The following is a 13,341-nucleotide window of genomic DNA, read 5'->3' as shown; positions in this document are numbered from 1 at the left end:
TGAGAGCACTTACCTCAAAGAATGACTTGTTTATTATGTAACAATTTGTTGATACATCCAAGGTATGCCAAAATAAAAATATGAATTCATAATCTTTTTTATATTTTAACAGGCAAGTTTAAATTAACGAATTTATTAATGTATAAAATCTGAAATGTATATTTTTTACATATGTGTTTCTACATATTTTTGACTCAAAAGTGGTAGAGTTTATGGTGCAAAAAATAATATATAAAAATAGTGTAATATTAAGATATATTTACCACGCCTTAATATATATTACTAGAGATAATAATAAACAGTGTATAAAAACTTACCTTTAAATCAAAATAAGATTTAAAAGAAAAAATAATTACATAAACTCAAATTTGTTTTTACTCGAGCCCTGCACTAATTCATCAGTATCCCGATATAGATGCTTGAATACCTTACAGATCTGAATCTGCCTTTGCTGAACAAACCTGTAATTTTTTAATATTTAGACTTTCTTATTATTATTCTTGCACATACTACCCTGTTATGATTCAGATGCCCTGAATGAAGCAGGATCTGACAAAACAAGAAGAAGATGTAAAATAATTTATTCATATAGTCAATATGAACGGATCCAGTTTTAAGCAAAATTTCCTGCTAAACCTCTTATTTTGTCAAGTCAGCTATTCTAAAGTTTGTAGGAATAGACCCCTTTTGACCGATAACCGTAAGATTAACTACGAAACAATGCTAAGGAAAAGCAATTCTTAAAAACAAGCAACGTTATTCCTATAAAATATATGAATAAAATATGTTATAAAATTTTACTCTTTGGAATTAGAGAGGATTTAACTAAATAAGCCAATCATTGCAAAAATAATCAAGTATTCAATTAAAAATACATGCTCTATAATTAATTTGCTATGTGTTTTTACCTGTCTTTCAATTAAAGAGTCTACCTGTATAGCCAGAAAGATATAATATAAATATATTGTAATAAAATACGACGGTTGATATTTTGGATACTTTTTGGTCGCAAATTCAAAAATTAATCTGTTTTAAATCACCAATTGATAATACATAATATTGAATATGTATCAGTACTTAGATATAATATTAAGTATGCCAATACATAATAAATTATAATCTATAAAGTATCTTTAGATTGCTACATGTCATGTAATAAAAAATAAATTAGTCAATATGTATTATATATAATACATATTGGATAAATTTGAATTACTCGTTACTTTATAATCAGATATTAAGAGATATATTATCTAAAAATGATTTAAAATATGATTACTTTAACTATATATCTTATACATGATATATATCAAGATTTTTATTTACTACGTGATTTTTATCTATTACAATTTTTGGATATATATCTTTAATAATAATCAATTAAAATGTAAGATATGTTTATAAATGAACATCATATATAATATATGTTAAATATATCTCATAAAATCATTCTTATAGTAATAAGGTAATAAGTAAAGATATTATTTAATGAATATGTTTTAAAATGTATTGGCTATAATAAAGATTTATGTAATAATTAATTAAAATTTAATTAGGAATAGATAATTAAATATTCGTTTATGAATATATAGTTTATATAATGTATAATAAATAAGAGATATGAAAATTACTACTTAGTTCTATATATATTTTATTTAATAAATCATACGAAGCACCATATTGGATAGAGATATATGCAAATAGTTGATTGAAATATGTATTTTTAGATATATATCTTAAAAAAATACTATATGGAATGGATTTTTTCGTACCTTATATTGTAATATATTTATAATATGTTTTTTGATCTCTGCAGTGTAGGCTAACCAGACTGAAATATACAGAAAACACATAGCAACAAAAAAATCCAATATTTGAATATTAATTAACATTCTTTGAGACTTAAAATGCATATTTGCTTAATTATAGGAATATTTTACTGATTTTCGATATTTTCAATCTGTTTTAAAAATTTAAATAATTTGTGGACATATTACTCCTATTGATCTACAATAAGACATTAAGATGAGTATTCAGTAAACACTTATAAGATCAATCTGGAGTTTAAATTGCGATGTTTGCCAGTCATTATGCTACAGATTAAATAATATTAAAATTATATTAACTTAAATTTATATTGATAGTTACCTGTAACATTATAAGAAATACCCAAATAAAGAGTAATAGCGGGATCAAGCATGCTTGAAAACATCGATCTTTCCCAGGCAATCTCAAATGAGGAATATAAAAAGAGTATAAAGACGCTTCAGGTTGAACTTGGCGAGCTTCAACGGAAGGCATGGGAACTGAAAATACCTATCATAATCGTTTTTGAAGGCTGGCATTCATCAGGGATGGGAGAGGATATCAATCGTTTTATACTCCCGCTGGACCCAAGAGGATACGATTTTCACACCATGGTCCTGCCTTGCGACGAAGATTTTCAAAAACCTTTCCTCCTGAATTTCTGGTCCCAGATACCGGTAAGAGGAAAAATTGCAATCTTTGACCGAAGCTGGTACAGCAGAGCGATCATAAAACATTACGGAAAGGAAAAATGCGAAGAAAAACTTGAAAAATGTCTGGAAGAAATAAACTGGTTCGAACGCCAGCTTTCAGATGACGGATACCTTATACTCAAGTTCTTTCTACATATAAGCGAACAGGAACAGGAAGACCGCTTCAAGGAAATCAAAAAAAAGGGAATTCCTTTGATAATCGGCGAATACGAAAAGAGAAATAGAAAGAAAAATGGAAAAGAACTTGATTTTATCCATGAATATAATGATTACCTGCCAATTGTTGAAAAGGTGCTGGAAAAAACAGACATGCCCCATGCGCCCTGGACTATAGTGGAAGCAAATGACAGAAACTTTGCAACGCTCAAGATTATCATGGCTGTAACCCGGGCAATTGAGTCCCGTATTGAGCAGGTGACGACAATTCCAGGACAGCAGACAATTAAATATCTGGACCTGGGGTCGCCAAAACTACCTGAACTTAACAGTTCGGTTCTGGAAAAAATTGACCTCTCAAAAACTATTTCCTCTGAAGAGTACTGGAAATCAAAAAAGCTCTACCAGCAAAAACTTGAGACTCTTCAGTATGAGCTCTTCAGGAAAAAACGCTCCCTGATTATAATCTTTGAAGGCTGGGATGCCTCAGGCAAAGGAGGGAACATCCACCGCCTTGTTGAAGAGCTGAACCCAAGAATCTACAGAGTAGTACCTGTGGGTTCACCTAGCGATGTTGAAAAAAACCATCACTATCTATGGCGCTTCTGTGAAGGAATCCCGAAAACTGGACATATAAGTATTTTTGACAGGAGCTGGTACGGCAGAGTTCTGGTAGAAAGAGTAGAGAGGCTATGCCGTGAAGAAGAATGGAAACGTGCTTACAGAGAAATAAACGAATTCGAGAATATTCTAATAGGAACTGGAGCGATAATTCTCAAATTCTGGCTCCATATAGATAAGGAGACTCAGCTCAAACGTTTTGAAAGTAGACAGAGCAACCCTCAAAAAAGCTGGAAAATAACAGCCGAAGACTGGCGAAACCGAAGCAAATGGGACCAGTATCAAGCCGCAGTAGATGAAATGTTCCAGAAAACCAGCACCACCAATGCCCCCTGGATTATTGTGGAATCTAACGACAAACTCTACTCAAGAATAAAAATCCTTAAAGTAATCTCAGAAACCATGGAAAAAGAACTGAATACCTGACCCGTCCTGAAAAATTGTTTTTAATTACGCAGCCGTTCAGAACATTCAGCCAATTCAGAAATCCGCATTGACATCTTTTCACATTTTTCCGGAACATTTTCATTATTCTTAAAAGAATATCCCGCAGTATTAAAACCCTTTTCAAGATCATTTTTTCCCGCCTTATGTCGACACAGAGCCACAGTAATGCTCTTTTGCAGGTCCTTTTCGTCAAAGGGCTTTATAACATATCCAGAATGCCCTGTCTTCCATGCATGCTCCACTATTTTGCTTTCGGAGCAGGCAGTAAGATAAACAACAGGTATACCAAAGCGTGCTTTGATCTCTTTTGCAGCCTCTATCCCGTTCATTTCCCCTTTCAGCATTATATCCATCAGTACAAGGTCAGGAAACGTGCTTTCAGCTTTATTTACAGCCTCCTCTCCTGAGGAAGCAATGCCTGCCAGCGTATACCCCATATTTTTCAACATGCGCTTTATTCCCATAGCCACAATATATTCGTCTTCGACAATCAGAATTCGTTCTTCTGTCATCGTTACACCTTCATTTTGCACTTCAGCACCTGAAGTGTTTTTATTCCCCAATTTATCCTGCTAAAACTGTTCATTTGATTATATATCTAATCAATCTTTCTCTCAACCCAATACCAGATTTTACCCGCCTTCAAAAAAGGTACCCTGAATTACAATTTAAACAGCCAGATGAAGACCCAACATGGATTTTTCCTGTACAAAGCATCTATATAAGTAACGATATATAGCCTCCTCTCTAAGGTATTGACATAAAGAAAGGGATTATCTCAAGTCCCTTGCCCATTCATAATTGATAGGCAATGGCAGAGTATAAGAGAAATTTTCAAGCCATTCAAAATTTTAGCCTGGAAAATATACCGCTGACTTTCCGCGGATGTCTTCAAAAAATAATATTTTTATCGCTATCGTTTTTGGAGAATTATTAGAAAAAATAATAGATCAAAGAAGAATCTCATGTGAAAATGGAAAAAATCGCAAAAAAAGGCAAATAAAAAGCAGTATGAGAACTGAACCTGATTTTGAGTAATCGAGCTGAAAGGACAAACTCAAAAACAACCCTGCCTGATATGTTTATAATGTTTCATCGCTTAGTTTCATCTGCTTTTTCTTTATTATTACTCTTTATTTTCTCCCTCAAAGCTCTCTTTCTCTCTCCTGAGCCTGTGAAGAGCTATTTCGATATTGCTGTGAAGGTCTTTTTCGTCAAAAGGTTTTACAATATAACCGAATGGACCTGTTTTTTTCGCCCGCTCAAGAATATTGCTGTCGGAATAAGCAGTCAGATAAACCACAGGCAAGTTAAAGCGTTCTTTAATCTCTTTTGCAGCCTCTATGCCATCAAGCTCTCCTTTCAGCATTATGTCCATCAACACAAGGTCAGGAAAAGTGCTTTCTGCTTTGCTTATGGCATCTACTCCGGAGGAAGCAACACCTGTAACCGTATATCCCAGGTTCTTAAGCATGCGTTTAATTCCCATAGCAACAATATGTTCATCTTCGACAATAAGAATTCGTCCCTCTGCCATTCCTCACACCTTTGTTTTGTACTTCAGTTCCTGGAAAATAATTCTGAACCCCGTTCCCCCGCTTGTGTCAAGTTCTATGCTTCCATTAACCTGGTCCACAAGTGCTGTCACAAGCTGAAGCCCCAGAGAATCCGTTTCTCTGAAATTAAGATCCTTAGGGAAGCCTTTGCCATTATCCCGAACAATAAGGGTCAGCCTATCCTCTGCTCTTTTACGCTCCTGTGGCCTGCTAATTTCAGTACAGTCTGTTTTCCTGCTCATAGCCACTTGAGCTTCTGCATTTTTATAATTTTCCATATAGAAAGAATCACTTTCATTTCTGTGAAGCCGGATATAGATTTCTCCATCCTCTCCACTGGAAAATGCGTGTTTAAGAGCATTTGAAACGAGTTCATTGATAATGATGCCCAGGGGAACCGCAGTGTCCATCCCAAGGAATATGTTTTCAACATCGAGCCTCAGGCTGACTTTTCCGCCTCCAACGGAATAAGAATGAAAAAGATAATCAGAAAGGTCCTTAATATAGTCTGCAAAATCTACACTTACCATATCTTCTGACTGGTAGAGTTTTTCATGTACTAAAGCCATTGACTTGACCCTGTGCTGGCTCTCTCTAAAGGCTTCGATTACCTTTTCATCATTGAAATTTCCGGACTCAAGGTAAAGAAGAGTTGAGATTACCTGAAGGTTGTTCTTGATTCTGTGGTGAATCTCTTTTTTGCGGATTTCTTCCATCTGCATAAGGGCTGCTTCAGCTTTTTTGTGTTCGGTTATGTCAAGGATAACTCCCTGAAGGTGGATCTCACCTTTCTCATCCCTCTGGATAAATGTCCTTTCATCCACCCAGCGAAGCTCTCCGGATCTCGTAAATATCCTGTATTCCGAATTATAAAGATTACAGCCGGACTCCACATTCCTCGCAAGCTCTTCATACATCTTTTCAAGATCTTCCCTGTAGACGATATCTTCATAGAGAATTCTCTTTGAGATAAAATCCTCTACTTCATATCCCAGCTGTACAACATTCTCCGATACGAATTCCGCAGGCCATCCAGGTTCATATTTCCATAAAAACACAATCACCGGGCTGTTGTTTATGATCCGTTCCATATCTTCTTTAAGCTTGTTAGAGTGCTCCAGCTCCATTGCGTAATCCATCAGAACCTTTTCTGCTTCTCTGCGCTGCATGGTAATAATGTCAAGAGCCCTGCGTGTTTCTTCGATTCCGTCCGTAAGAAGCTTGAAATCCCCCTTCCCATGAACAGAGATCTCTCGCTTGAAATCATTGTTCTGAAAAGCAGTAAGTACCGCATTGGAATCATCAATAATCATATTGAGAGTCTCTGAAAACTTGTCAAGAGTATCCCCCAGTTCCTTGAACTCTCCCTGCACATCCAACCTGACTCTTTCTTTTAATTCTCCTTTTGCAAGAGCGTTGGTTACCCTTATGGTTTCTCGAACAGGGACAACAACAGCTTTAAGAATCTCATTTAATCCTACAGGAATTTCCCTAAAATCAACTTCCACATCTGTATTTGCTCTGGCATCCAGTTTTCCTTTAACCGCTTCCTGTGCTATATTTTTGAAATCATCAACAATATTATCAATAGGTTTTGTAATGGATCTGGCAATCATACCGGCCAGAGCAGCCATAAAAAGAATTGAGATTGCAGAAATGATAAGAAGCCGGTCTCTCAGGTCAGTTACTCCTGCAAGCATTTCTTCTTTGGGAACTACCAGCACGAAAGCAAAATTCCCTGTTTTAACAGGTTCGTAAAACATAATTACGGTTTTACCATTTGTCGGATCCTTAACTTCAATATGCCCCTCTATACCCTTCTGGATGTCAGATGCAGCATTTTTTATCTCTTCCACATCAAAGTCAGAGAGTTTTTTATTTCCGATCCAGTCTTTCTGTGTAGGGTGAGATAAAAAAACACCTGTATTGCTTACCATGAAAGCATATCCTGTATTAAAGGTTCGGATACTGCTTGCGACATCGTCCACATATTCAAGAGGGACATCCACACCGGCGATCCCTGCAAACTCTCCGTTTTTAAAAATAGGGGAGTCGTAACTCACCATGAATATTCCTTCATAAAAGTAGGGTTCGGTCAGGATGTCCATTCCGGTTGCTTTTGGCAGCTGGTAATAATCAGAGGAATCATAGTGGACAAGAGGTTCAATCGTCATAGAACCTTTAATTTTATTGCAATAAGGGACAAACCTGCCTGTTGCATCGTGACCTGGAGAATTGATGTAGTCCTCATCCCTGCCGTCAAAGGCGTTCGGTTCATAACCCAGATAAACTCCAATTAACTGTGGGTTTTCTTCAAGGACCTTTTCAAGAATATTCACTGCCTCTTCCCTGTCCCGGGAATTATATTCAGCCATAGTAAAGGCGAGTGTTCTTGCCACAGCCTGATTTGCCTCCATCTGGGCATCAAACTGGTTTGCATAGTTGCCTGCCATCTCAATTGATTTTTCATAGGCAAGCTTTTCTTCCTGAGAGGTCACGGTCCCTATTATGACCGCAGTGGATACGGCAAGAACAAAGAAAACTCCTACAACAATAAAAATAACCAGCTTAGGTTTCAGGGGGACATTTTTAAACCTCATATTACTGGACTCCTGAAAATCAGGGTTTCTGGGAAAGAATCAGCATGAATCGGTAACTACCTGTTTATGAAAACGGGGGCATTAAATATCTGTGATTTTCCTGGCTGACTTTTCATAGCGTGTGAATAACTCCCTGCCCCATTTAAGGGCACTTTCATCGAAGCTCATCACCTTTCTGTGGTCATATTTTCCCTGCCTGTCGAAAAGGCATAGATACATGAAACGGTCAGTAACAGCAATGGTAGGAATATTGAGGCTTTCTTCACAGACCCCTACAGTCGTGTTTTCGGAATCTAAAAGAGACCTGAGTTCCTCAGGAGATTCATTTTTAAGCCTCTCAAATACGGATTCTGTCAGTACGAGCTTAACCTCAGCTTCACTTTTTGCAAGCTTCGAATAAAGCGAAGGGTAAAGAGGGTGGTAATAGGAAAGAGAACTCAGGATGCACCTGGATTTTGTGAGATTTTCCGTAAACTCTCTGGGAAGGTCAAAAAGATGGTTCAGGTCAGGCTCAATTACCATGCATTCCCCAAGCTCTCCAAGGCGCATGAACAGGTCGTGAGGTACCGAGCTCACATCCCGGCTTGCCCAGTATTCTTTGTTTTCTTCAATGACCTCAAGGGTATTCAGGAGAGGAAGCATGTTCCCCACAATCAGTTCCCCTATATCGGAAAGCCTGTAGCTGTCCCCGTTCTGGAGAATCAATCCCTGCTTACCCAGTATCTTAATCTGGGGCATCATTGCTTTAGAATTCACATTAAGAGATGTCTTTATTTGCTCGATGTCCCTGGGCCCTTCCATTAGCAAAAGGAGGAGGTTTTTTCTTTTTTCAGAAAGCCATATCGTATCGCATAAAGAGGTGCTCATTGCTATTTCCTTATATAAATAAACTTTTATTAATATTTATGTTTTTGTAATTTCTGTCAAGTCGAACTGCATTGACGAATAATTTTTTTAAGTTAGGAGGATTTTAGCCTTCAAAAAATTTAATGGCATCAAAAAATCCTGTGCCAGAAGAATATCCTTTCACTCTTTCTTTTACCTTAGAGTTTTGACAGGGCATTATGGGTTGGGCTAAATATTATCGAAACAATATAAGTTATCAGACACGGAAATAAGTATCCAGCATAAACGAATTTTCTGGATATATGCCCGACACATTTTAATGAGGAATTGAGTCGGTATAACGTGGATAAACAATTTAAAAATGGCACACCAAAAACGTTAAAAATGGAAATGCCTCGCGTCCTCAAAAATATAAACCTCCCCGGACAGAGTCTAAATATTCCGTCCGGAAATTCGAAGTGTTTTAAATAAGAGGGATCAGAACGATAGCTAACTCAATGGCGGCCAGCCTTCGCTACTGCTCCCCACCCTGCAACTGCATTATGAGCCATCCAGAGGAGAATAGCAGGTGGGAATGCTATACTCCTCAGGGGTCTCAGAATTATACATATTTTTACGTTGTAATGTCCGGAATCCACAGGGTTACACTTTCTCAAGAGCCTGCTCAGGGTCTGAGATTATATCTTTTACATCCTCAATACCTATGGAAAGGCAGATGTAATCCGGAGTGACTCCTGTTGCTGCCTGTTCCTCAGGGGTTAGCTAACCTCCTTTGAGATACCTGGTTGCAAGCTCATGGCCTGGATGGTCCGGCAAACCGGGATAATTGACCCATGAAACCTTCGGATGTTTTGACAGGTATTTTGCCACCTTAAGGGCGTTTTCTGAATGCCTCTCTATCCTCAGCTGCAGGGTCTCAGGTCCCTGAAGCAGCAGAAATGAGTTGAAAGGCGAGATGCAGCACCTGTATCCCTGAGCATCTGCAGCCTTGCTTTGTAACCATAAATATATATCATTGTTTTTCGAAATAGCCAGTTGTGACCTCTGGAGAAACTGTGCGGGCGGAAATACTTGTATCAGGCAGGGTACAGGGTGTTGGTTTTAGAAGATTTGCAAGAAATGCTGCCGATCGCTTTGGAGTGGAGTGCAACCCCATAAACTTGAGAGACGGAAGAGTTTTTGTTCTCGCTGAAGGTAGGCGGGAAGCCCTTGAACTTCTGATTGCCGAGCTTCGGAAAGGACCGACATTTGCACATGTAGAAAAGGTGGATGTTACTTATGCAGAAGCTCTGGGAAATGTGTACGAGTTATCCCGGGATAAAACCTGAAAATAAGTTTCACAAACTATTTTCCAGAATAGCTTTTCATGAGCCTTAAGTTTTTTCAATCATTTCTCATAATTTTCATAATGATAAAAAACCCTGTAAGGTTTATTGCTCCTATCAGGAGATATCCTGCCAGATGCTTTGAGCTCAGGTCAAAAATAGAATCTCCTTCTCCTAAAATGCCTGCAGAAACTGTTTCGTCTTTTGACCCAGCGGCAACAGAATCGTTTTCCCCTGTTTTGGGATTTTTATTGTAGAAATCGATAACAGAGCAGGTTTTAAGAAAAACTTCTTTTTCTTCAAGGCTTTTTCCTGAGTTCAGGACAGCTTTGACAGTATACGAGTTCTCAGGCTCAAGCCCGAGGAAAAGGAACTGGTCATCATTTCCACAGGAAGAAATAACTTCTTCGTTTTTCCTGAGTTCCACGGACCCTTTTTCCGGAAGCTTGACTTTCAGGTTTACGTGCCCTGTGAGAAGGATCTGCTCGCCTTCTGCAAACCTGGGCCTGTCAGGGATATCAAGTATTCCAAGCAGGGTCAAAGCGAAATCCTCCTGCCCGAACTCTCCTTCTATAACCCTTCTCTCAACATCCTGAGCGTGTACGATGATGGGAACCATCTGTGCTTCATCAGAACACGAGAATTTTTCAGACTGATGCCCTCCTTTGGATCCTTCTGCAGAAAAAGCCATTCCGTGATCCGCGGTCAGGACAAAAGCAAGGTTATTTTTTTCACATAGTTCATAAAGAGGCAAAAGTTCGGAATCAAGGCTTTCAATACAGTCTATATATCCGTAATTATCCCTGTAGTGCCCGCTCATGTCAACTGCGCCAACATTGACAGTCAGCAGGTACTTTTGATCCGGGCAGTTTTTTTCCATATACTCAACAACAGCGCAGGCGGTTTCGATGCCCCACCTGTTATATCCATTATATCTGTCCCTTGTGTCTTTTGACGTAACATATCCCGGAGCCCTATCAGCTTTATCCTGCATTACCTGCAAAAGCCCGGAAGGTACGGAAAGATCCGGAGAGTGTTCATTCTGCTCAAGTACTATCTCAATATTCTTTATTGAATTGTTTTCATCCCTCAGAACAGCATCCTGTTCAGCGCAGATTGACCAGGAATCTCCTTTTTCCATTATTGCAATGCAGAGATAGTCTTCCTGGTGTAAAATATCGAAGATGTTTGCGTCTTTGAAACTAACAAACTCACTGTCTGCATCCGGGTTTCCGGTAACAAGAACTGAATGCCCTCCTTCAGTAAATGTCTGAGGTGCACGGAACTCGATAATCTGCGCACTATTTTTGCTAATAAAAGGGATGTTTTCAAGTCTTGCTTTTTCAAGTGTTGCGCCGTCAAGTGCATGCGGCGTAAGTTCTGGATAGATAAAAGGTGCGCTTAAGCCGTCCACGATCAGCACGACTGCGCCGTCAGGTGTATTGACCGGGTTTACCTCCATTTCGGTAAGTGCAAATGCAGGAAGTGGAAATGTTGCAGAGCAGGCCAATAATGTTATTGTAAATAAAACAAGAATTGAAAATGGTTTGAGATTTCGGGTTCCGGAGATCATTGAAAATTATTTTAGACTATTCCCCTATAAAGAATTTGCCTCTTAGAAAAAGTCTTCTGCTAAAGTCCGCCGCTTCTCAATCTTATTGTTTTGTCCATTTTTGAGGTCCAGAGAGTGCAGATACGGGTTCGTGGAGAAATCTTGAAATCTAAATTCCTTATTTTAGGTCCGGTTTCAGGTTACCTTTTTAAAGGTTCATTTTTTTAGGGTTATACGCGAAGAGTAAATGTATAAGACTTGCCGCACATATCATTAATATTCCAAAAAGTCTTATCCCATAATCCAAAAAAACAGGAAGAATCCCCATGAAAATGAGTCCACGCTGTACTTATTGTCTTCTTTCCCGAGTGCATTTTCAATCGAAGCTTTCTACTGATGATGAAGACCTGATAAGCAAGGCGCTCCATGAGTGCCTTGGAGTCATGAACAAACATTACAGCCCTGAGGCAGTATCAGCATGTGTAGCCACAAAGATCCATAGAAAATGCTATGAAGTCCTGGAAGACAGTGACCCGTATGCGGTTACGAAAAAGCTGATCAATCAGGCTGCTTTAAAAGTCCTGCCTGCAGCAAAAGAAAAAATCTACGAAAACTCTCCTGATGACGGAGAACTCTTCAGGAGGGCAGTACTGGCATCGGTTATCGCCAACTATTTTGATTTCGGGATTATGGGTTTTGATGCCAGTGAGGACAAATTTGAAGCTACTTTTCTGAAATTTTTCGAGAAGGGGCTTGACGTTGACGACACTCAAAAAATGCTTGGCCTCCTTCAGGATGTTGTCTATATTGCTGATAACTGCGGAGAGATTTTTTTTGATATGATCGTTTTTGATGTCATTAAAAAACTTGGAGGAAAAATCACCCTGGTAGTGCGCGGAGGTCCTATCCTTACAGATGTGACTTTAGAAGAGGTAAAAGAGTTCGAAATCGATAAAAAGGTCGACAGGGTGATGACTACAGGTTCAAATGCTGTTGGCATCCTTGTAGAGGAAGCCCCTGCCGAACTTCTCAAAGCCATGAAGGATGCGACTTTAATAATCAGCAAGGGAATGGCAAACTACGAGACCCTTTCAGAGCATAATTTCGGACCTATCGCTTATATGCTTCTTACAAAATGCGAGTGTGTGGCTGAAGACCTCGGGCTTGAAAAGGACTTATCGGTTGCCAAGCTGATGAACTTCCCATGAAAGTTCTTGCCTTTCGAATTTTTTCGGCAACTTTTTATTGAACAGAGCCACAAATTATGACGTTAACGAAAATAGCTTAAAGTCGTTGCAGAATACCATATAAAAATGAATAAGGAGAGATCTAGTATGTGTGAAATCAATGTAATTCTGCTCAAAGGAGAAAATCGTGAGAGGATCATGGACTCTGTAGCAAAGATCCTGGTTGAAGGAGACTCAATCCAGCTTACAGGAATCCTCGGGGACAGAATGACGGTCAAAGGTTCTATCAAGGAAGTCAATTTCTCACGCGGAGAAGCAGTTATTTTATCTAAATGATTCTTATTTTTTATTTTCCCGTCAATATACCGTTAAATTTACACTTCCGGATACCCCAGAATTTTGTTATCCAGGTTATGTCTATGGAGTATCAGGTCCTTTTCGCTGCTTTCAAGAGGGCAAATTACGAATAATTTTAACTCTTGCAACCTTGTTTGCTCCTCAAACCTCTCCGGTCACGTTCAACGAAGGAGAG

Annotated in this window: 9 protein-coding genes and 1 pseudogene; 4 read left to right on the top strand and 6 right to left on the bottom strand. The window is 38.5% G+C overall.

From position 1 onward, the window contains the following. Positions 1–2,198: 2,198 nt before the first annotated feature. A complete protein-coding gene (pap, locus tag PLL47_RS10860) occupies positions 2,199–3,722 on the top strand; it encodes a polyphosphate:AMP phosphotransferase (protein WP_324446221.1) in 1,524 nt (507 codons plus the stop codon). Between the two features lie 20 nt (positions 3,723–3,742). Here pap and PLL47_RS10855 read toward each other — a convergent pair whose 3' ends face one another. The 5 genes and pseudogenes from PLL47_RS10855 to PLL47_RS10835 form a co-directional block, all read right to left on the bottom strand. After that, positions 3,743–4,255 carry a response regulator gene (locus tag PLL47_RS10855; protein ID WP_324446220.1) on the bottom strand — a complete coding sequence of 171 codons (513 nt, stop codon included), beginning with the start codon at positions 4,253–4,255 and terminating at the stop codon, positions 3,743–3,745. 614 nt (positions 4,256–4,869) lie between these two features. Beyond that, positions 4,870–5,280 (bottom strand): response regulator, encoded by a 411-nt coding sequence (locus PLL47_RS10850; RefSeq protein ID WP_324446219.1) that lies wholly within the window; start codon positions 5,278–5,280, stop codon positions 4,870–4,872. A gap of 3 nt (positions 5,281–5,283) precedes the next feature. Beyond that, a complete protein-coding gene (locus tag PLL47_RS10845; RefSeq protein WP_324446218.1) occupies positions 5,284–7,899 on the bottom strand; it encodes a histidine kinase dimerization/phosphoacceptor domain -containing protein in 2,616 nt (871 codons plus the stop codon). Positions 7,900–7,980: 81 nt separating this feature from the next. After that, complete coding sequence (locus PLL47_RS10840) at positions 7,981–8,766, bottom strand: helix-turn-helix transcriptional regulator (protein ID WP_324446217.1); 786 nt, start codon at positions 8,764–8,766, stop codon at positions 7,981–7,983. 621 nt (positions 8,767–9,387) lie between these two features. Beyond that, positions 9,388–9,651, bottom strand: a pseudogene (locus tag PLL47_RS10835) (PLP-dependent transferase). Positions 9,652–9,782: 131 nt separating this feature from the next. Between PLL47_RS10835 and PLL47_RS10830 the strand changes: the two are divergent. Then, a complete protein-coding gene (locus tag PLL47_RS10830) occupies positions 9,783–10,073 on the top strand; it encodes an acylphosphatase (protein WP_324446216.1) in 291 nt (96 codons plus the stop codon). A 55-nt stretch (positions 10,074–10,128) separates the two neighbouring features. Here the strand turns inward: PLL47_RS10830 and PLL47_RS10825 are convergent, their stop codons facing one another. After that, entirely contained in the window at positions 10,129–11,643 is a 1,515-nt protein-coding gene (locus PLL47_RS10825) for an alkaline phosphatase family protein (RefSeq protein WP_324446215.1), read from the bottom strand. A 305-nt stretch (positions 11,644–11,948) separates the two neighbouring features. Between PLL47_RS10825 and PLL47_RS10820 the strand changes: the two genes are divergently transcribed. Both PLL47_RS10820 and PLL47_RS10815 read left to right on the top strand, forming a co-directional pair. Next, positions 11,949–12,830 carry a damage-control phosphatase ARMT1 family protein gene (locus PLL47_RS10820; RefSeq protein ID WP_324446214.1) on the top strand — a complete coding sequence of 294 codons (882 nt, stop codon included), beginning with the start codon at positions 11,949–11,951 and terminating at the stop codon, positions 12,828–12,830. 126 nt (positions 12,831–12,956) lie between these two features. Then, the gene (locus PLL47_RS10815) at positions 12,957–13,145 is read left to right on the top strand and encodes a CooT family nickel-binding protein (RefSeq protein ID WP_324446213.1); all 189 of its coding nucleotides are present in this window, start codon (positions 12,957–12,959) and stop codon (positions 13,143–13,145) included. Positions 13,146–13,341 lie beyond the last annotated feature (196 nt).

Origin of the sequence: Methanosarcina sp. (assembly GCF_035390745.1) — an archaeon.
In the GTDB taxonomy this organism is placed as follows: domain Archaea; phylum Halobacteriota; class Methanosarcinia; order Methanosarcinales; family Methanosarcinaceae; genus Methanosarcina.
Note: the sequence above shows the minus strand (reverse complement) of the source record. Positions and strands in the feature narration are given on the sequence as shown.